The sequence below is a fragment of the Ruegeria sp. O6 genome, assembly GCF_056535045.1.
In genome coordinates, this window is sequence record NZ_JBQERM010000014.1 from 44,271 (window position 1) to 63,421 (window position 19,151).

Sequence of the window (19,151 nt, forward strand, 5' to 3'; positions counted from 1 at the left end):
GCCCGGTTCGTCAACAGATTTGGTGAGATTTGTGCCAATTTGGCAGGCACATGGGATCAAACAGGCCGATTACGCAAAGAGGCGTCGGCGTCGGAGCAGCTGGATATGTGCGCGTTTGATCATGGCCGCTCTATAGACGTGAAAAGACAGCCTGAAAACCCTATTATTGCCGCAGGGTCAAAATTACCGCCGGAGCATTACGCCGAGCGCCAGCGGTCGAGCTTGCCCATGCCGCGGGTGAAAGCCCAGGCAAGGATGCGGGGCATGCCTTTTGCGACGAGGGCATCGACGCAATGAGACTGGAACTCTTCCAACGATGCGTCGGGGTGGCGGAACGCACCGTTTTCGTAACACAGCGAGCAGTAACGCGTGCTGCGCCCGCCGTCAGCTTCGGACCCGCCGCCCTGGGGATCTTTTGACAGCGGCATGCCGCAACTTTGGCATTTGGGACCCATGATGCATGTCCTTGCAGAGAATGACTGTCTGACATAGGATCAAAACCATGGAGTTGAGTCAACGGTTTTGAAACATGCGGATCGGGGAACTTGCGCGGCGCAGCGGGCTGAGCCGCGACACGCTGAGGTTTTATGAACGCCAAGGGCTGATCCGGTCAGGCCCGGGGCCGGACAACACCAACAGCTATCGCGACTATCCCGAAGACGCGCTGATCACGCTGGAACAGGTAGCCGATGCACAGGCGGCAGGCATCAGCATTGCAGAACTGGTCATGTTGCTGGGGCAGTTGGAAGCCGCCGATCCCGACAGCTTTGACGGCGAGGCGTTTCTGCAGGACCGGATTGACGAGGTCGAAGCGCGGATTGTGCGGGCAGAGCGGTTTTTGGACAGCCTCAAACAAGCCAAGGCGGCGCTGGCGGCCGCTCCGGTTTTGCGCTGAGCGCAGAATTGCGTCTTGCCATGGCCCCCGTTTTGGCGCACCGCTTTCGCCCATGTTCACCCCGAAGGCGCAAAATCCTGCTCTGGCCGCAGGGCTGATCTTTGTCGCGACCGCCTTTATCGCGGCGACGACGCTGCTGGCCAAGGCCTTGGGGACGGATACACTCGGGCCACCCTTGCACGCGATGCAGATCAGTCACGGGCGGTTTCTGTTTGCCCTGCTTGCCATCCTGTCGGCGGTCGCGGTGCTTCGTCCCCGGCTGGGGCGGCCCCATTGGGGGCTGCATATCGGGCGAACCAGCTTTGGCTGGGCCGGGGTGACGTTGATGTTCGCGTCTGTTGCGTTCATTCCGATGGCGGATGCGACGGCGATCTCCTTTCTGAACCCGGTCTTTGGCATGGTCCTGGCCATTCCGCTATTGGGGGAACGCGTCGGCCCGTGGCGCTGGCTGGCGGCGGCCGTGGCCCTTGTGGGTGCGGTGATCCTGCTGCGCCCGACACCTGCAAGTTTTCAACCCGCCGCCCTTCTGGCGCTGGCTGCGGCTGCGTTTATCGGGATGGAGCTGATCTTTATCAAGAAACTGTCGGGGCGCGAGGCCCCGATCCAGATTCTGCTGATCAACAACACGATGGGGCTGGTGATCGCCACGGTCGCGGTCAGCTTTGTTTTTCACATGCCTACGCCACAGCAATGGGTTGCGCTGGTGGGGATCGGCCTGCTGATGGCCTGCGCGCAGGTTTGTTTCATCAACGGCATGGCACGGGCGGACGCGTCATTCGTGGCCCCGATCAGCTATGCCACGCTGATTTTCGCCGCGCTGTACGATTTTGCGGTGTTTGATGTGATCCCCGACCGGATCAGCCTGATTGGCGCGGTCACGATTCTGACCGGAGGGCTGATCCTGGTCTGGCGCGAGGCGGCAAACCGCCGGACCTGACAGAAAAAACCGCCCTTGCGGTTCAGGGGCGACCTTTGTGTCGCAAATCCCCATGAATGGCGAGGTGACCGGCGCATTCTGGGCTGAGTTGATTTGCGAGTTTGTTATGCATGAACGCCGAATACCTGAATGGGTACGCCACGCGCCTGCCCCATCGGTGCGCGATTTCGGGATTCTGGCCGGGATTGAAGCCGTGGTGCGCGGTATTCTGATTTCGGTCTTTCCGCTGGCGATGTACCGGGCGCTGGGCGACGCCTCATCCGTGTCATTCCTGTATTTCCTGATTGGCATCCTGTCCTTGCTGGTCGGGTTGATGGTGCCGTTCCTGATCCGTTTTGTACCGCGCAGATGGGCCTATTCCACCGGGTGCGTCATGTTCATCTGTGGTGCATCGCTGGCGATCGTGGGCAGCCCCGAGGCCGTTGTCGGCGCATTGGCCCTGAATACCATGGCCGCGGTTGTCACTTTTATCTGCTTCAACACCTATGTGCTGGATTACATCAGCAAGATCGAACTTGGCCGGTGCGAGACCAGCCGCATGTTCTACAGCGCTTTGGGATGGACGGGCGGCCCAATGGCCGGTGTTCTGCTGATGGAGCTTTGGCGCCCTGCCCCGTTTGTCATCAGTGCCGGAGCGGCGCTGGTCATGCTGGCGCAGTTCTGGCGCATGCGTCTGGGCAATGGCAAGCTGATCACCAAGGCCCGTGGTCCGGCCAACAACCCATTGGCCTTTCTTCCCCGGTTCTTTGTTCAACCCAGATTGGTTGCCGGATATCTGTTTGCAATGATCCGGTCCTGCGGCTGGTGGATATATGTGGTCTACCTGCCTATTTTCGCCATCCAAAACGGGCTGGGAGAACAACTGGGCGGCATCCTTCTGTCATGCACTAACGCCATGCTGCTGGCCGCCCCGTTGATCCTGCGCTGGGTCCAGACGCGGTCGCTCAGATCGGCTGTTCGCATCGGGTTTGCCGCCGCGGGGGCCTGCTTTTTCGCAGCCGGATTGGTCGCGGGATGGCCGGTTGCCTCGGTGGCTGCGCTGGTTCTGGGGTCTGTCTGGCTGATCGTTCTGGATATCTGCGCCGGATTGCCCTTCCTTATGGCCGTTAAACCGTCTGAGCGAACCGAGATGTCGGCGATTTATTCCAGTTACCGCGATGTCTCGGGCATTCTGACGCCCGGTGTTGCAGCTCTGGTCCTGCTGGTGGCTCCGGTGGCCGGTGTGTTTGCGGCAGGCGGGATTGCCTTGTTCGGGGCATGGGCTGTCTCGGCCCGCTTGCATCCGCGGCTGGGCGAACCCAAACCTGCCCTGCCGCCCGACAGGCTGGCAGAGACCGGTTAAGCCTTAAGCCGATAACCGGTACGCAGCATTTGCCAGGTGATCAGCCCGATGGCCAGCGTGGCAAAACCACAAACTGCCATGCCCAACCACGGTGAGCTGTCGGACACGCCGATCATGCCGTAGCGCAGCCCATCGATCAGGTAGAAGACCGGGTTCAGGTGGGTCAGGCGGTTCAGGACAGGAGGCAGCGCCTCGACCGAATAGAAGGTGCCCGACAGGAAGGCCAGAGGTGTGACGATGAAGTTGGTGATCGCGGCCATCTGATCGAACTTGTTTGCAAAGATCCCGGCAAACAGACCCAGCGCGCCCATGAAGGCGCCCCCCAGAACAACAAAGATCAGTGCAATCAACGGGTGCTGGGGCGCGATGGACAGCAGGACCAGCAACGCAACTGAAATCACCAGCGCGATCATCAGGCCACGGGCGATACCACCGGCGAGATACCCCAGCAGGATCTCGAGCGGGGACAGCGGCGGCATCAGCGTGTCGACGATATTGCCCTGCACCTTGGCAATCACCATCGAAGAGGAGGTATTGGCAAAGGCATTCTGGATTACCGTCATCATCAGGATCCCCGGTGCCAGAAAGACCACAAACGGCACGCCCATGACGTCAGGGCGGCTGGGCCCAATGGCGATGGTGAAGATCAGCAGGAACAGGCCAGCCGTGACCAGAGGCGCCAGAACGGTCTGCGTCCAGACCGAAAGAAAGCGTCGGATTTCGCGCTGCGCCAGCGTGTAAAGCCCCATCCAGTTGACCGCCCCAAAGCTGCGTTCGGTCTGTTCTGCGGGATTCTGCATGCTTTGCCCTCAACCTGATTCGAAGACAGCTTGTAACTCGGGCCGCAGTGTTTAGAATAGGGGGCTGAGACGAATTCCCAAGGCGGCCCGAATCCGGGGCCGCTTTCCGCTTTTGAAAGGCTGACGATGTCCTGGACAGACGAGCGCGTAGAACTGCTGAAGAAGATGTGGGGCGAAGGCCAGTCGGCCAGCCAGATCGCCAAGGAACTGGGTGGCGTGACCCGCAACGCGGTGATTGGCAAGGTCCACCGCCTGGGCCTGTCCAACCGGACAGCAGGCGCAGCCCCGGCCAAGTCCGAACCGAAAGAGAAACCGGCACCCGCGCCCAAGGCCGAAGCCAAGCCCAGACCCATGCCAAAGACAGAACCGGCGCGCCCGGCTGCTGCTGCCGAGGCGAAACCCGCCGTTCCGGCCCGCCGCCAGATCATCCCGGCCGGTCAGCCGCTGCCGCCGCAGCCCTCGGCCAACGAAATCAGCCCCGAGGCGCTGGCCAAGGTCAACGAGATCGAGAAGAAAGCCAAGAAGCTGACGCTGATGGAACTGACCGAGAAGACCTGCAAATGGCCTGTGGGCGACCCCGCGACCGAGGATTTCTGGTTCTGCGGCCTGCCGGTTGAGGCAGGCAAACCCTATTGCGAGGCGCATGTGGGCGTGGCTTTCCAGCCGATGAGTTCGCGCCGCGACCGGCGGCGGTAATAGCGAACACCAGAACCTAAATCATGTCTATAGAACGTGAAAAGGGCGCAGGCGTTTCGCCACGCCCTTTACCGGAGGCGTTGTATAGTCAAGAACGACGCAAGGCGTAACGGGCTCTTACAAAGAAAACACCCTCGCTGAATGCTGCGAGGGTGTTTTAGTTCGGAGCGTCAACTTTGCGGACGATGCTGCCGTTCGCTGCGTGGCGGCGCCAATCGTCTCGGTGGTTGTCAGCTTTGCGGACGAAGCTGGCATCGCCGACACTAGACGCATCATTCCTTTCCAGGCTGTGCCGTTGGCTGATGCCCTCGATGATTTTACTATGTCGGCGCGGAAAAGCGGAGTAAGCTGCCGATCTTTATTGGGCATGAAAAGAGGTCGGTATGGAATATCGGATAGCTTCGGTTACCGAAGTAGACGACAAACCCGCATTCGAAGAACTTCTGACCGAGTATTACGCCGTCGTCTTTCATAAACTGGCCTTGGCAGGCGGGTCTGCGAGAAAAGAACCAAAAGATATGGCATCATCCGTTCTGGCAAATATTCAGACGTTCTTGCCGCCAACCGGCCGCCTCGTTCTGGCATATGGTGAACAAAACCGCCTTGTGGGGTGTGGTACGCTGCAACAGGCCCGACCAGATGCCGGAGAGCTAAAGCGTCTTTTTGTTCGACCGGAAGCAAGTGGAAACCGCCTTGGCCGAGCTTTGGTCGATGCACGGATGGAGGCCGCTCGGGAGATGGGTTGGCGCACCCTTTTGGTGAATACTGTAAAAGGCAATCAAGATATGCTCCGCATCTATGAGCGCATCGGCTTTAGATTCATCGAAAGATACCCGGAGTGTTCCGATCCCATCGAGCTAACTGACTACTTTGATTATATGCAATTCGACTTTTATTAAGTTCTGCTCTGCCCGCTTCGGGCTCGAACCTGACATTGAAGTGCCGGTGATCTTGGTGTCAGTGGCACATGGTAGCCTTTCACTGCGCGGGATGTGTCGGCAGGTTCGGCATCGCCACCCAGCCCGGCAATTCATCCGGCACGACCGAGACATGCAGGCGTTCTGACTGATCCCGCCCGACCTTGCGGTGTTTGCGCAGCAGAAAGATCTTGCCCCAGCCGCGCCAGGTTCCAACCGATTGCGCATGGGCATCCGTCGGGAAACGGGTGCGCCAGCCTTCGGGCATCGGCAGCCCGTGCATCTCGGCCTTGTCCAGCATCCAGATCAACGAGATATTGCTGAGCGGCCGGGCCTCTTCATAGCCGTTCAGCTGGCCGCCGATATCGCCGTGGGTGCCACGGAACCAGACCTGTTCCACATGACCTTTGAAATCGGGCTTGCATCGCCACAGAACCGGCTCGAACACCTCGCGCGTTTCGTCGAGGGCCAGCGCGTGATAGCCATGCAGAGTGGCCGGGCCCAGCTGGTGGTTGTGAAAGGCATGGCGATCCTCGGCCCAGCGCCACAGCAGCGGCAGGCGCAGGCCCAGCGCCTTGACCGTATCCCAGACTCCGACCATCTCGATCTTGACATTGTCATGGCAGAACTTGCGGCGGAAATCGCGGGCGGCGGTGCCGCTGACATTGCATTCATAATGGCGGTAGGCTTGCAGGATGTTCCGCTCGGTCGCGTGTTCGGCCTTGAGCAGGCCGATCATGTCGATCACCCCGGCCAGGCTGCGCACGCCGTAGGCGCCACGGGAATAACCGATGAAATAAATCCGGTCACCGGGCTTGTAGCGCGACGCCAGATAGCCATAGGCGCGGCGAATCTGGCGGTTGATGCCCCGGCCCATCATCACGTCCATGGTGGATTTCCAGCTTTCCCACTGCACGCCCGCCTCGTAGAACACCGACACCTTGCTGCCCATTTCGCAGCACAGGCGATAGGTCTGACCGGCATGGGTCTCGAACCCCGGTTCGAGGGTGGACATGGTGCCATCTAAAATAATGACGTGGCTGATCGGCTCGCGGTGCCGCGTTTCGGCGGAGTGCTCGGACCGTAAGGGCCGCCCGAGCCATCCCAGAACCTTCCTACTCAGCCGCGACAGTTCCATGCGTCAGCAATTCCCAAACTTTATGAGGTGTGAAAGGCATATCCGCCTGCCGCACCCCGTGATCCCAGAGCGCATCCTGAACCGCGTTCGCCACAGCGGCCAGAGCGCCCACCGTGCCGGCCTCGCCGCATCCTTTCATCCCCATCGGGTTGGAAGTTGACGGCACCGGCGCCGAGGTAAACTTTATCATGGGTACGTCCACCGCGCGGGGCAAGGCGTAATCCATAAACGATGCCGTGAGCAGCTGTCCGTGATCATCATGCACCACATGTTCCGACAGCGCTTGCCCGATGCCCTGAACCACCCCGCCATGCACCTGCCCTTCGGCCAGCATCGGGTTGATAAGATTTCCGAAATCATCAACCACGGTGTAGCGGTCCACACGGGTTTCGCCGGTGAAGGAATCGATCACAACCTCGGCAACATGCGCGCCGTTGGGATAGCTGCGGGAATCCAGTTGCGCGCGGGACTCATGCGTCAGCAAGTCCAATCGTCCGTCAGCGCGGGCCATGGCCGCGGCTTCGGTCAGGGTCGGCGTCAGGTTCGAGCCCGGCGCGCGGAATGTTTCATGGTCAAATCGCACATCACTGTCCTCGACCCCCATCTTATCGGCCAGATAAGGCGTGAATGCGGCGATCATTTTGTCAATGGTGGCGAGGGTCGCGGTACTTTGCACCGTCACCGAGCGCGAGCCGCCCGTTCCGCCGCCATGGCCAAGCCGGTCGGTATCCCCCTGAATGACGGTGATCCTGTCCATCGGAACGCCGGTCTGATCGGACAGGAACTGGGCATAAACCGTCTCGTGCCCCTGCCCGTTCGATTGTGTGCCGACATAAAGGTTCACCGTGCCATCCGCGCAAAACTCGACCTTCGAGTTCTCGGAAGGGTCCCCCAAAATACTTTCGATATAGTAACAAAGACCCTGCCCCCGGATCAGACCGCGTTCGGCATCGGCGGCCTTGCGGGCTTCGAACCCGCTGGTCTGGCTGGCCGCGCGACGCAGGACCATGTCGAAATCGCCGACATCATAGGTTTCACCCGTGGCAGAGGTGTAGGGGAAATCGCCGGATCTGATGAAGTTTTTGCGACGCAACTCCCACGGGTCAACGCCCAGTTCGCGTGCGGCGCGGTCCATCACGCGTTCCAGCACATAGATCGCCTCGGGGCGTCCGGCGCCGCGATAGGCGTCAACCTGCGTTGTCGTGGTATAGAACCCCTCGACCCGGAGATAGGTGGTCTGAACGTCATAGACCCCCATCAGCACCTTGCTGAACAGGCTTGTCTGGATCGCCTGCGCGAAATGGCTGTTATAGGCACCAAGGTTGACTTTGCTGTGGACGCGGTAGGCGGTGATCCGGTGGTCGGCATCAAAGGCCAGCTCGGCCAGAGAGGTCAGGTCGCGGCCGTGGTGATCGGAGAGCATTGCCTCGGACCGGTCGGACATCCAGTGCACGGGCTGGCCTAGTTTCATCGCGGCCACGGCCACGCAGAAATATTCGGGATATGGCATCACCTTCATGCCGAACCCGCCCCCCACATCCGGGGTGGTGACACGGATTGCATCCGCATCGAGTTTCAGCTTTTGCGCCAGTTGTGCCTTCATCGCCCAGACACCCTGCCCGCCATAGGAAAAGTGCAGACGCCCGCCAGACCAATCGGCCTGACAGCCCCGTGGCTCGAGCGAGCTGATGATGACGCGGTTGTCTTGCACGTTCAGCGACACGGTGTGGGCGGCGGCCTGAAAGGCGGCCTTGGTCGCGGCCTCATCCCCCAGACCCCAATCAAACGCGCGATTGTCGGGCGCTTGCGGGTGCAGGGCCTCACCCCCCGCTTTCACGTCCAGCTTGGCGGGGCGTTCCCGGATATCCATCCAGATCAGTTCGACCGCGTCCTGCGCCTGTACCAGCGTATCCGCGATGACAACGGCCACGGGTTCGCCCACAAAGCGCACACGGTCCTTGGCCAGCATATGCCGATCCGGCGCGGCAGAGCCGGTCCCGTCGCGGTTGGTCAAGGTTGCTGCATTCATCACCGTGTCGATGCCCGAGGCGGCAAGATCGTCCAATGTCATGACCAGCCGCACCCCGTCGGCGCTCCGCGCGGCCTCAAGATCCAGCGCAGTGATATCGCCATGGGCCACTGGGCTGCGGAAGAAAGCGGCAAACAGCGCATTGCCGGGCACGGCATCGTCCATATAGCGCCCCTGCCCGGTCAGGAACCGCTGATCTTCGGTCCGTTTGACGGGCTGGCTTTTGCCGAATTTTTCCATGGGATGCTCCTGTCGCTGCCTTGATGGCGACACTAGCCCTGTGCTTGCTTATGTCCAGCGCCTTGCTTGAAAGCGTGTGGCGACACCGATGTCGTAAACAGGATTGCGGGGGCCGCAGCGGGATTCGTAGGCTGTTTGAAGATACAGCCTGCCGGAGGTCCCCCATGCCCGAACCTATTTCCCTGTCACAGGGCCGTCTGGACGCCCCATCGGTCGACGCGTATTGGCAAGACGGGTTTGCCTTTCCCATTACAGTCTTCTCACCGGATGAGACCGCACAGTTCCGGGCCGAGCTGGAGCAGATCGAGGAGACCTGGCGCGTGGCCGACCTTCCGCTGCCGCTGAACATGTACAAGCGCCTGAACGCCCATGTGGTGATACCGCTGGTCGCCCGTATCGCATTGGATCCCAGGGTTCTGGACGTCGTCGAAGGAATACTGGGACCGGACTTGCTGCTGTGGTCTGCGGAACTGTTCATCAAAGAGCCACGCACGACGCAGGTTGTTGGAATGCATCAGGACCTGACCTATTGGGGGATGGGCGAAACACCGGATCAGATGACCGCGTGGATCGCATTGTCGCCTGCCACGGTAGCAAGCGGCTGCATGGACTTTGTCAGAGGCAGCCACAAAAACCCGATCCTGCCCCATAACGATACGTTTTCAGACAACAACCTGCTGTCGCGCGGGCAGGAGGTGGCTGTCGATGTGGCAGACGAGGAAAAGACACATATTGAACTGCAGCCGGGTCAGATGTCGCTGCACCATGGCCTAACAATCCATGGCTCGGGGCCCAATACGTCGGACGATCGGCGGATCGGGCTGGCGATCCGGTATCTGAACCCGAACGCACAGCAAAAAGTGGCGGACCGCGATTACGCGGTCTTGGCGCGGGGCGAAGACCGTGTGGGCAATTTCATCCTCATCGAACCGCCGACCGAGTTGTTTTCGGCACCAGCCTTGGCGCTTCACGCCCGCATCCGGGAGGATCAGGCCAAGGCGATGACACAAGGCGCGGCGCAAAGCACGCACCTGTACGGAAACGAGGCGACCGGCACGGGGTGACTTCGGCAATCGTCGCCGCACAGGGCCTTCCCCTTCCCGTCTCCATTCGCTATTGCAGGCGCTGACCCGAATTTGTTGACGCAGGACGCATCCCATGGCGATGGAAAAGACATTCAACGCGGCCGAGGCCGAGGCCCGTATCTATGAGGCCTGGGAACAGGCCGGAGCCTTCAAGGCAGGCGCGAACCGTTCGCGCGAGGAAAGCTTTACCATCATGATCCCGCCGCCCAACGTGACGGGCGCGCTGCATGTGGGTCATGCGTTCAACAACACGTTGCAGGATATCCTGATCCGCTGGCACCGGATGCGGGGCTTTGACACGCTGTGGCAGCCGGGGCAGGACCACGCGGGCATTGCCACCCAGATGCAGGTGGAAAAGATGCTGGCGGCGCAGGGCAACGAAGGTCGGCGCGAATTGGGACGCGAGAAATTCCTTGCGAAAGTCTGGGAGTGGAAGGGCGAATACGGCGGCACGATCATTGAACAACTCAAGCGCCTGGGCGCCAGCTGCGACTGGTCGCGCAATGCCTTTACCATGGCGGGCGCACCAGGTGACCCACGCACCGGGCACGAAAACTCACCCAACTTCCATGATGCCGTTATCAAGGTCTTCGTCGACATGTACGAAAAGGGCCTGATCTATCGCGGCAAGCGACTGGTCAACTGGGACCCACATTTCGAAACGGCGATTTCGGACCTTGAGGTCGAGAATATTGAAACGCCGGGCCACATGTGGCACTTCAAGTACCCTTTGGCGGGCGGCGAGACATATGAGTATTTGGAAAAAGATGAAGATGGGAATGTAATCCTTCGCGAAGAGCGGGATTATATTTCCATTGCAACCACGCGGCCCGAAACCATGCTGGGCGACGGTGCTGTGGCCGTGCATCCGTCGGATGAGCGCTACGCGCCGATCGTCGGCAAACTGTGCGAAATCCCGGTTGGACCGAAAGAGCATCGCCGCCAGATTCCGATCATCACCGATGAGTATCCCGATCCCGACTTCGGCTCGGGCGCGGTGAAGATCACCGGCGCGCATGACTTCAACGACAATATGGTCGCCAGGCGCGGCGGCATTCCGATGTACCGCCTGATGGACACCAAGGGCGCGATGCGGGCTGATGGCGCGCCTTACGCCGAAGAGGCGGGCAAGGCGCAGGAATATGCGCGCGGCAAAACGTTCACCGAGAATGAGATCGACGCAATCAACCTGATCCCGGATCACCTGCGCGGATTGGACCGGTTCGAGGCGCGCGCCAAGGTGGTCGAAGAGATCACCCGCGAAGGTCTGGCTGTTATGTGTCCAGCGGACGATCCGCGTCTGGGATCGAGCCGGACTGAGGCCCGGCCTACAGAGGACGAAGACGGTGAGCAGGACTTCAGCCCGGCACTTGTCCCACTGGTCGAGAGCAAACCGATCATGCAACCCTTTGGCGACCGCTCGAAAGTCGTCATCGAGCCGATGTTCACCGACCAGTGGTTCGTCGACGCCGAAAAGGTCGTCGGCCCTGCGCTGGACGCGGTCAAGGATGGCACGGTCAAGATCATCCCTGAATCGGGCGAGAAAACCTATTACCACTGGCTGGAAAACATCGAGCCCTGGTGCATCTCGCGCCAGCTGTGGTGGGGGCATCAGATTCCGGTTTGGTATGGGCCTCAGCAGAAGTGCTCGGGGCTGGAACCGAACCCTGATCGCATCGCCCGTATGGAAAGCCACAACAAAGGGGAGTTTGCGGTATTCTGCGGCCCGTCTTTTGATGCAATTCGGGCGGACGTTGAGGGCTACTACGAAGGCATGGAAATCGCCGAGGTCTCTACTAAGGAAGAGGCTATCTCGTTCATTCGCGAGGGCAAAATCGGCCTCTACCGCGACCCCGACGTCCTCGATACCTGGTTCTCCTCCGGCCTCTGGCCCATCGGCACGCTGGGCTGGCCCGAGGATACCGACGAGATGCGCCGCTATTTCCCGACCAGCGTATTGATCACCGGCGCGGATATCCTGTTCTTCTGGGTCGCCCGGATGATGATGATGCAGCTGGCCGTGGTGAACGAGGTTCCGTTCCACACCGTCTACCTGCACTCGCTCGTCCGCGACGAGAAGGGCAAGAAGATGTCCAAGACCACCGGCAACGTCATTGACCCGCTGGAGATCGTGGACGAGTTCGGTGCCGACGCGCTGCGGTTCACCAACGCCTCGATGGCGGCGATTGGCGGCGTGCTGAAACTGTCGCGTGAACGCATCACCGGCTATCGCAACTTCGGCACCAAGCTTTGGAATGCCGTCCGCTTTGCCGAGATGAACGAGGTCTTTACCGACGCCGTGCCGCAACTGGACGTTAGCGAGTTGAAGCCAAAAGCCGCCGTCAACCGTTGGATCATCGGCGAAACCGCCCGCGTGCGGGCCGAGGTCGACGCGGCGCTGGAAAGCTATCGCTTCAACGATGCGGCAAACGGGCTTTATGCCTTTGTCTGGGGCAAGGTCTGCGACTGGTATGTGGAACTGTCGAAACCCTTGCTACAAGGCGACGACGCCGAAGCACAGGCCGAGACCCGCGCCACCATGCGCTGGGTTCTGGATCAGTGCATGGTCCTGCTGCACCCGATCATGCCCTTCATCACCGAAGAGCTGTGGGGCCTGACCGGCAATCGCGCCAAATTGGTCGTCCACGCCGACTGGCCGACCTACGGCACGGAACTGGTCGACGCCGATGCGGATCGTGAGATGAACTGGGTGATCTCGGTAATCGAGAACACCCGCTCGGCCCGTGCGCAGATGCGGGTACCTGCCGGTCTCTACGTGCCGATGCTGGTGACCGAGATCGACGCCAACGGCCAAGCCGCGTGGGACCGCAACGAGGCGCTGATCAAGCGTCTGGCCCGGATCGACAGCCTGACCAAGGCCGATGAGCTGCCCAAAGGCACGATCTCCATCGCGGCCCCCGGTGCGAGCTTCGGCCTGCCGTTGGCGGATATCATCGACATCGGCGCGGAAAAGGAGCGGCTGGAGAAAGCCAAGGGCAAGCTGGCCAAGGAACTGGGTGGCTTGCGCGGGCGTCTGAACAACCCCAAATTCGTGGCCTCGGCCCCGGACGAGGTGGTCGAGGAAGCCAAAGCCAACCTCGCCGCCCGCGAGGAAGAAGAAGCCAAGCTGAACGAGGCGCTGGCCCGTCTGGCCGAGATCGCCTGATCTTCACCTTTTCAAAATACTCATACCCCAAACCCCGCCGCTGATCCGGCGGGGTTTTCTTTTGCGCGTTCAGACCTTGCCCGCCCCTGCCGCCGCTTGTTAGCAATCACCAACCCCAACCGCCCGAGGCTGTCATGACCCAGTTTGCCCCACCGCTCCAGACAGTCTCGACCGGGCTGGTTGTCGCCATTGTCGGGTTCTTCAGTTCCTTTCCTATCGTGTTGCAGGGGCTGGCCGCGATGGGGGCGTCTCCGGCGCAGGCGGCCTCGGGTCTGATGATGGCGGCCATCGCAATGGGACTGACCGCCATTGTGCTGAGCCTGTGGTACCGGCAACCGATCAGCGTCGCCTGGTCGACACCGGGGGCGGCGCTGCTGGCGGTGTCCGCGACTCCGGCGCTGGGGTTTTCCGAGGCAACGGGCGCGTTCCTGTGTGCAGGGGCGCTGACGGTGCTGGCCGGGCTCTGGCGGCCATTGGGGCGGCTGGCGGCCGCCATTCCAACGACTTTGGCACAGGCCATGCTGGGGGGCGTTCTGCTGCCGCTTTGCATTCTGCCCTTTCAGGCCGCAGTCGAATTGCCCGCGCAAGCCCTGCCGGTGATCCTGACATGGTTCATCGCAGGCCGGATCAACCGGCTGTTCGCCGTTCCGGCGGCCGTTGCCGCCGCCGCGCTGGTTGTGGTACTGAACGCAGGCGACACCTCGGTGACCCCGGCGCGATGGCTGGCGGCACCGGTCTGGACCATGCCCGGTTTCTCGCTGGCCTCGACCATCGGAATCGCCATCCCGCTGTTCATCGTCACGATGGCGACCCAGAACATTCCCGGCATCGCGGTGATGCGCAGCTTTGGCTATACCCCGGCTCCGGGCAGGCTGTTTTCATCCGTGGGTGGGGCGAGCCTGTTATCGGCTCCGTTTGGTGCACCTGCCACCTGCCTTGCTGCGATCACCGCTGCGATGTGTTCCAACGAAGACAGCCACCCCGATCCCGCGCAACGGTACTGGTCGGCCATCATGGGTGGGGTGTTCTATGGTGTATTCGGTATCTTTGCCGTGGCGATTACCGGCTTTGCATCCCATGCCGATCCGCTGTTGATGGGGACACTGACCGGTGTCGCCCTGATCGGCGTGCTGGCCAATTCGATTTTCGCAGCACTTGAGGTTCCGGCCGAGCGTGAGGCCGCGATGCTGACCTTTGCGATCACCGCATCGGGCATCTCGGTCTTTGGGCTGGGCGCGGCGGTCTGGGGCCTGCTGGTCGGCGGGCTGGCCTATCTGGTGAGCAACAGAATCCGGTAGCCGCTTTCGCATCCTGCCCTTGCCGGGATTAATCGCCCCTTGGTTGGTTCGGCAGAACGCAAGGTTGTGATGGCGAAAAACGCCGATTTTGAAATGCGTTACAACATGGCCCGCGATGCACGGCGGGCTTTCATCCGCTGATCATTTGAACTCGGGCTTGCGGCCCTGCATCTGCGCCATCACGACCTCCATCTGATGCGGCTTGCCGATCAGCTCAACCTGCTCGGCGGATTCCGCCTTGAGAACATCCGCGCGGGGCTGGGTTTCGGCCACTTCGATCAGCCGCTTGGCGGCACGGATGGCCGAGGGGCTTTGACCGGCGATGTTCTCGGCAATGGCCAGAGCTTCGGTCAGCGGATCATCTGAAAGCTGCGTGACCAGCCCCCAATCCATCGCCTGCTGCGCACCGATGGGCCGGGCCGTGTAGGTCAGCAGACGCAGAACGTCCGAACGCACAAGCCGGGGCAACAGAACCATGCCACCCATATCGGGGATGATACCCCATTTCATCTCCATCACCGCCAGTTTCGCCTCAGGGTGCGCGATACGGATATCCGCGCCCAGCGCAATTTGCAGGCCACCACCATAGGCGACGCCCTGAATGGCGCAGATCACCGGCACCGGTACGCGACGCCAGATCAGGGCCAGCTCCTGCATCTCGTTGGCATCCTCATGGCTGCGGGTCATCAGCCATTCGGTGGGATCCATATGGGCCATCTTTGCAAAGCTCGCCATGTCGAGCCCAGCGCAGAAGCTTTTCCCCTCGCCCGACAAAACCACGGCGCGGGCGTCCGAGGCGGCGACCTCTTGCCCGGCAGAGAGCAATGCCTTGACCATCGCGTCATCCAGCGCATTCATCTTGTCACCTCTGGTCAGGGTGACATGGGCAACATGGTCTTGATAGGTGACGGATACACGTGACATGGGGGACCTCCCGAAATTCAGTTGCGGCGACCATGCCCGGACGGGACGCCGAATTCCACTGCGACGTCAGGGCATATCGCTGACAGGCATCCGCCCGAACCAGGGGGAATCAAGCGTCATGACATAAAACTGATCGCCCACGATCCGGCCCCCTGTCGTGATACCAATACGGCCCTGCGGATCCTGTAGCGTGCGCAGGATCGTGCCTTCACCATCGAACTGCACCAGCATACCCCGGTGGATCGGCGCCGGGCGCACGGTGGGACCCAGTCGCCAGATCACCTTGCGCAGGAAGGGGTACGGCATCAGCACCTCGGACGGAACACGCGGGCTGGCAAAGGCCATCCAGTAGGTGCCATCGCCCTGTGCTTCGAGATTGTCGGGATAGCCCGGCAGGTTGTCCAGCAAGACCTCTTGCTGACCGGCTTTCGGCCCGCTGAGCCACAGCTTGTGCACCCGTGCGCGGCCGGTTTCGGCGATCAGCAGGAAATCTGCGTCAGGTGAGAGCGCAATGCCATTGGTATAGACGAATCCAGTGGCAATCTTTTCGGTGCGGCCATCGGGGTTGTGACGCGCGACATAGCCTGTATCGGACTGTTCCCAGATGGTCAGGACCGAGGTCGGCTTGGTCCCGCCCATGGTTTCGGGATCGAACCGGTCAGAGGAGTTCGAAAAATAGATCGTGCCGTCCTGTGCCACGTCCAGTTGGTTTGCATAGACCACGGGTGCACCGTCGATATCTGCCACCACGGATTCAAGCGTGCCCGACCCGGTCCAGCGCATCACCCCGCGAAAGCTGTCGGCAATATATAGCGCGCCATCCGGCCCGGCCCTGAGGCCCAGAGGACGCCCGCCAAGCTGGTCGACCACAACAGGGTCGGCCCCGTCAATCCGATAGAGCGTGCCAGACCGGCTGGTCGTATAGACCGCGCCGTCGGGCAGGATGGCGATATCTTCGGGGCCGGTTTCCCCATCCGGCAGGCGGATCAGCTGCGCGGCGTCCAGCGCGGTGTTTTCTGCGAAATCTCCTGTGAAACCGGCATCTTCCGGTATCTCAACGGCGACGGGGATAACGGGAACGGGCCAGAACAGAAGATAGGCAAGGCCCAGAAGAACAATGGCAGACAGTATGCGCATCTGCGCTCCTTACTTTTGTTTCAATACGTTCTGACGCGCGGGATGAGGTGCGCGCTTGCCCGAAGCTCGGGCTTGGGGTTATCTGCAGGCATGACAGGACCTCGATACACCCCGCTTGCCCAATCCCTGCCCGCCACCGTGCCCTTTGTGGGCCCCGAAACGCAAGAGCGTCAGCGCGGCGCGGCGTTCATTGCCCGTCTTGGGGCCAATGAGAGCGTGTTTGGCCCCTCGCCCCGCGCGATCCGGGCCATGGAGCAGGCCGCGTCTGATATCTGGATGTATGGCGATCCCGAGAATCACGATCTGCGCCATGCTTTGGCCGAGTATCATGGGGTAACCCCCGAAAATATCGTCGTAGGCGAAGGGATTGACGGGCTTCTGGGTTATCTTGTGCGTCTGATTGTAGGGCCCGGGGATGCGGTTGTAACCTCGGACGGGGCGTATCCGACGTTCAATTATCATGTGGCCGGGTTCGGTGGCGTTCTGCACAAGGTTCCCTATGCCGGGGATCACGAGGACTCGGCGGCCCTGTTTGCGAAGGCGGCCGAGGTGGGGGCAAAACTGGTCTATCTGGCCAATCCGGACAATCCGATGGGCAGCTGGCATTCCGGCGCGGATATCGTGGCGGCGATGGATGCCCTGCCCGAGGGTTGCCTGCTGATTCTGGATGAGGCTTATGTGGAATGCGCGCCAGAGGGGACAGCGGCACCCGTCAGCGCAGACGACCCTCGCGTGATCCGAATGCGGACATTTTCCAAGGTCTATGGCATGGCGGGCGCACGGGTTGGCTATGCCATTGGAGCGCCCGACCTGATTGCAGCCTTCAACAAGGTGCGCAACCATTTCGGCATGAACCGCGCGGCGCAGGCCGGGGCGCTGGCCGCGTTGCAGGATGGTGCGTGGCTGGAGCACATTCAGGCACAGATCGCAGAGGCGCGTGAGCGGATAGGAACGATTGCCCGCGAGAACGGGTTGGAGCCCCTGCCCTCGGCCACCAATTTCGTGACGATTGATTGCGGGCGGGATGGCGAGTTCGCCAGAGCGGTACTGGAGGCTTTGGTTGCGCGGGGTCTGTTTGTTCGGATGCCGTTTGCAGCGCCCCAGAACAGGTGCATCCGGGTAAGCTGTGGTGAAACAGCAGATCTGGATGCTTTTGCGGCCGCCTTGCCCAAGGCGCTAGTGGAGGTGCGGTCACATACTGCCTAGCACTGGTCTGTCTTGCCATCGGGGCAAAGGGGGGGCTGTCTGCCCCCCATCGCGCAATGCGCGATTCCCCCCGAGGATATTTTTGGCCAGATGAAGGGGCGGATCAGTGCTGTTCGTCTGACGTGTATCAGGCGGCCAGGACGGCGGCGGCGGCCTCGAGCGCGCCTTTGCCACGGGGGATATCAAGCGCGGCCATGGCCGTTTCCATACCGCCCAGCATCGCCATCACCATTTGCCCGTTGACATGGCCCATATGCCCGAGGCGGAAACAGCTGTCGTAATCCTCCATCCCAAGGCCAATGCCCAGTGTCAGGCCCAGTTGATGTTCGGTGAACGCGCGCAGGGCCGTGCCGCGCCCTGCGGTCAGGCGCAGGGCTGTAACGGCATGGCTGCGGTGGTCGCTGTCGGCAACGTTCAGATGCAGCGCGCCGCCTTCGGACCATGTTTCGCAGGCCGCCCAGATGGCAGTAGCCAGACGCTCATGGCGGGCCCAGACCTGTTCGATCCCTTCCGCATGGATCAGGTCGAGCGCGGCGCGCAGACCATAAAGGTGATGTGTCGGCGCGGTACCGTCGAAATACTGGTAGAACAGGTCGGGATTGGCGCGCGGCTGCCAGTCCCAGTATCGCGACACACGCGGCATGGCGGCCCGCTTGGCCTGTGCTTTGTCGTTGAAAAAGACAAAGCCTGTGCCTGCGGGGGTCATCAGGCCTTTCTGGCAGGCGGTGACCGTGACATCGACGCCCCATTCATCCATCTCGAACCGGTCGCATCCCAGCGAGGCGATGCAATCGGCCATCAACAGCGCCGGGTGGTCCAGATCGTCGAGCAGTTTGCGCAGTGCCGGGATATCGTTGCGGATCGAGCTTGATGTGTCCACATGAACCGCGAGAACGGCCTTGATCTGGTAGCTTTTGTCCGCGCGCAATGCGTCGGCAATTCGGTCGAGATCCCAGGCGGATGAGGTGCCAAAATCGATTAGTTGCACCTTTGCCCCGATGCCTTCGGCCATCTCGGCCCAGCCATGGGTGAACCGGCCCGAGGCAGGAGCCAGAACGGTTTCGCCGGGGGCGATCACGTTGGACAACGCGGCCTCCCACGTGCCGTGACCGTTGGCGATATAGATGGCGACGTCATGGCCTGTGCGAGCAACCCGGCGCAAATCGCGGGTCAACGCGGGCATCATGTCGATGAGCGCGCCATCGTAGATATTGGGCGACGGGCGATGCATCGCCTGCAGGACTGCGTCCGGCATCACCGACGGGCCCGGGATCGCCAAATAAGTTCGCCCCTGGGAGAGGGCAGATGTCTGTGTCATGGGGTCAACCTGTCTGAGTTGAC

Annotated in this window: 16 protein-coding genes; 9 read left to right on the forward strand and 7 right to left on the reverse strand. The window is 61.4% G+C overall.

Features of this window, described 5'->3' with window-relative positions; genetic code table 11:
- Window positions 1–197: 197 nt before the first annotated feature.
- The gene (locus tag ACR0DY_RS16265; RefSeq protein WP_480507823.1) at window positions 198–455 is read right to left on the reverse strand and encodes a zinc ribbon domain-containing protein; all 258 of its coding nucleotides are present in this window, start codon (window positions 453–455) and stop codon (window positions 198–200) included.
- A gap of 74 nt (window positions 456–529) precedes the next feature.
- On the opposite strand from ACR0DY_RS16265, the gene ACR0DY_RS16270 reads away from it, so the two are divergent.
- From ACR0DY_RS16270 to ACR0DY_RS16280, 3 genes are all read left to right on the forward strand, one after another.
- Window positions 530–895 carry a MerR family transcriptional regulator gene (locus ACR0DY_RS16270; protein ID WP_480586237.1) on the forward strand — a complete coding sequence of 122 codons (366 nt, stop codon included), beginning with the start codon at window positions 530–532 and terminating at the stop codon, window positions 893–895.
- A gap of 52 nt (window positions 896–947) precedes the next feature.
- On the forward strand, window positions 948–1,832 hold the full coding sequence (locus ACR0DY_RS16275; RefSeq protein WP_480898721.1) for a DMT family transporter: 885 nt from the start codon (window positions 948–950) through the stop codon (window positions 1,830–1,832).
- A 106-nt stretch (window positions 1,833–1,938) separates the two neighbouring features.
- A complete protein-coding gene (locus ACR0DY_RS16280) occupies window positions 1,939–3,174 on the forward strand; it encodes an MFS transporter (RefSeq protein ID WP_480898745.1) in 1,236 nt (411 codons plus the stop codon).
- Here the strand turns inward: ACR0DY_RS16280 and ACR0DY_RS16285 are convergent.
- Complete coding sequence (locus tag ACR0DY_RS16285; RefSeq protein WP_209505676.1) at window positions 3,171–3,974, reverse strand: ABC transporter permease; 804 nt, start codon at window positions 3,972–3,974, stop codon at window positions 3,171–3,173. The genes ACR0DY_RS16280 and ACR0DY_RS16285 overlap by 4 nt on opposite strands.
- A 126-nt stretch (window positions 3,975–4,100) precedes the next feature.
- On the opposite strand from ACR0DY_RS16285, the gene ACR0DY_RS16290 reads away from it, so the two are divergent.
- A complete protein-coding gene (locus ACR0DY_RS16290) occupies window positions 4,101–4,670 on the forward strand; it encodes a GcrA family cell cycle regulator (protein ID WP_267363457.1) in 570 nt (189 codons plus the stop codon).
- 383 nt (window positions 4,671–5,053) lie between these two features.
- On the forward strand, window positions 5,054–5,569 hold the full coding sequence (locus tag ACR0DY_RS16295) for a GNAT family N-acetyltransferase (RefSeq protein ID WP_480473656.1): 516 nt from the start codon (window positions 5,054–5,056) through the stop codon (window positions 5,567–5,569).
- Window positions 5,570–5,648: 79 nt separating this feature from the next.
- Here ACR0DY_RS16295 and ACR0DY_RS16300 read toward each other — a convergent pair whose 3' ends face one another.
- Window positions 5,649–6,725 carry a DUF2235 domain-containing protein gene (locus ACR0DY_RS16300; protein ID WP_480495125.1) on the reverse strand — a complete coding sequence of 359 codons (1,077 nt, stop codon included), beginning with the start codon at window positions 6,723–6,725 and terminating at the stop codon, window positions 5,649–5,651.
- Window positions 6,703–8,994 carry a xanthine dehydrogenase family protein molybdopterin-binding subunit gene (locus tag ACR0DY_RS16305; protein WP_480898723.1) on the reverse strand — a complete coding sequence of 764 codons (2,292 nt, stop codon included), beginning with the start codon at window positions 8,992–8,994 and terminating at the stop codon, window positions 6,703–6,705. Before ACR0DY_RS16305 ends, ACR0DY_RS16300 begins: the two co-directional genes overlap by 23 nt.
- A gap of 164 nt (window positions 8,995–9,158) precedes the next feature.
- Here ACR0DY_RS16305 and ACR0DY_RS16310 point away from each other — a divergent pair, with 164 nt between their 5' ends.
- The 3 genes from ACR0DY_RS16310 to ACR0DY_RS16320 all read left to right on the forward strand — a co-directional run bounded on the left by ACR0DY_RS16310 (window position 9,159) and on the right by ACR0DY_RS16320 (window position 14,543).
- The gene (locus ACR0DY_RS16310; RefSeq protein WP_480546409.1) at window positions 9,159–10,058 is read left to right on the forward strand and encodes a phytanoyl-CoA dioxygenase family protein; all 900 of its coding nucleotides are present in this window, start codon (window positions 9,159–9,161) and stop codon (window positions 10,056–10,058) included.
- Between the two features lie 94 nt (window positions 10,059–10,152).
- Entirely contained in the window at window positions 10,153–13,245 is a 3,093-nt protein-coding gene (locus ACR0DY_RS16315) for a valine--tRNA ligase (protein ID WP_480898726.1), read from the forward strand.
- 134 nt (window positions 13,246–13,379) lie between these two features.
- Window positions 13,380–14,543: a benzoate/H(+) symporter BenE family transporter gene (locus tag ACR0DY_RS16320; RefSeq protein WP_480488455.1), complete on the forward strand. Its 1,164-nt coding sequence runs from the start codon at window positions 13,380–13,382 to the stop codon at window positions 14,541–14,543.
- Between the two features lie 141 nt (window positions 14,544–14,684).
- Here ACR0DY_RS16320 and ACR0DY_RS16325 read toward each other — a convergent pair whose 3' ends face one another.
- Both ACR0DY_RS16325 and ACR0DY_RS16330 read right to left on the reverse strand, forming a co-directional pair.
- Entirely contained in the window at window positions 14,685–15,467 is a 783-nt protein-coding gene (locus ACR0DY_RS16325; RefSeq protein WP_209505660.1) for a crotonase/enoyl-CoA hydratase family protein, read from the reverse strand.
- A 66-nt stretch (window positions 15,468–15,533) separates the two neighbouring features.
- On the reverse strand, window positions 15,534–16,604 hold the full coding sequence (locus ACR0DY_RS16330) for an SMP-30/gluconolactonase/LRE family protein (protein WP_480546413.1): 1,071 nt from the start codon (window positions 16,602–16,604) through the stop codon (window positions 15,534–15,536).
- Between the two features lie 90 nt (window positions 16,605–16,694).
- On the opposite strand from ACR0DY_RS16330, the gene ACR0DY_RS16335 reads away from it, so the two are divergent.
- Entirely contained in the window at window positions 16,695–17,810 is a 1,116-nt protein-coding gene (locus ACR0DY_RS16335; RefSeq protein ID WP_480546415.1) for a pyridoxal phosphate-dependent aminotransferase, read from the forward strand.
- A gap of 127 nt (window positions 17,811–17,937) precedes the next feature.
- Here ACR0DY_RS16335 and ACR0DY_RS16340 read toward each other — a convergent pair whose 3' ends face one another.
- Window positions 17,938–19,128: a pyridoxal-phosphate-dependent aminotransferase family protein gene (locus ACR0DY_RS16340; protein WP_480507795.1), complete on the reverse strand. Its 1,191-nt coding sequence runs from the start codon at window positions 19,126–19,128 to the stop codon at window positions 17,938–17,940.
- Window positions 19,129–19,151: the final 23 nt, after the last annotated feature.

Bases quoted from the DNA above. Each gene is read 5' to 3' on its own strand.
- ACR0DY_RS16320 (WP_480488455.1), top strand. From the start codon at position 13,380: ATGACCCAGTTTGCCCCACCGCTCCAGACAGTCTCGACCGGGCTGGTT.
- ACR0DY_RS16280 (WP_480898745.1), top strand. From the start codon at position 1,939: ATGCATGAACGCCGAATACCTGAATGGGTACGCCACGCGCCTGCCCCA.
- ACR0DY_RS16285 (WP_209505676.1), bottom strand. From the start codon at position 3,974: ATGCAGAATCCCGCAGAACAGACCGAACGCAGCTTTGGGGCGGTCAAC.
- ACR0DY_RS16340 (WP_480507795.1), bottom strand. From the start codon at position 19,128: ATGACACAGACATCTGCCCTCTCCCAGGGGCGAACTTATTTGGCGATC.
- ACR0DY_RS16290 (WP_267363457.1), top strand. From the start codon at position 4,101: ATGTCCTGGACAGACGAGCGCGTAGAACTGCTGAAGAAGATGTGGGGC.
- ACR0DY_RS16305 (WP_480898723.1), bottom strand. From the start codon at position 8,994: ATGGAAAAATTCGGCAAAAGCCAGCCCGTCAAACGGACCGAAGATCAG.
- ACR0DY_RS16315 (WP_480898726.1), top strand. From the start codon at position 10,153: ATGGCGATGGAAAAGACATTCAACGCGGCCGAGGCCGAGGCCCGTATC.
- ACR0DY_RS16275 (WP_480898721.1), top strand. From the start codon at position 948: ATGTTCACCCCGAAGGCGCAAAATCCTGCTCTGGCCGCAGGGCTGATC.
- ACR0DY_RS16270 (WP_480586237.1), top strand. From the start codon at position 530: ATGCGGATCGGGGAACTTGCGCGGCGCAGCGGGCTGAGCCGCGACACG.
- ACR0DY_RS16330 (WP_480546413.1), bottom strand. From the start codon at position 16,604: ATGCGCATACTGTCTGCCATTGTTCTTCTGGGCCTTGCCTATCTTCTG.
- ACR0DY_RS16295 (WP_480473656.1), top strand. From the start codon at position 5,054: ATGGAATATCGGATAGCTTCGGTTACCGAAGTAGACGACAAACCCGCA.
- ACR0DY_RS16325 (WP_209505660.1), bottom strand. From the start codon at position 15,467: ATGTCACGTGTATCCGTCACCTATCAAGACCATGTTGCCCATGTCACC.
- ACR0DY_RS16310 (WP_480546409.1), top strand. From the start codon at position 9,159: ATGCCCGAACCTATTTCCCTGTCACAGGGCCGTCTGGACGCCCCATCG.
- ACR0DY_RS16265 (WP_480507823.1), bottom strand. From the start codon at position 455: ATGGGTCCCAAATGCCAAAGTTGCGGCATGCCGCTGTCAAAAGATCCC.
- ACR0DY_RS16300 (WP_480495125.1), bottom strand. From the start codon at position 6,725: ATGGAACTGTCGCGGCTGAGTAGGAAGGTTCTGGGATGGCTCGGGCGG.
- ACR0DY_RS16335 (WP_480546415.1), top strand. From the start codon at position 16,695: ATGACAGGACCTCGATACACCCCGCTTGCCCAATCCCTGCCCGCCACC.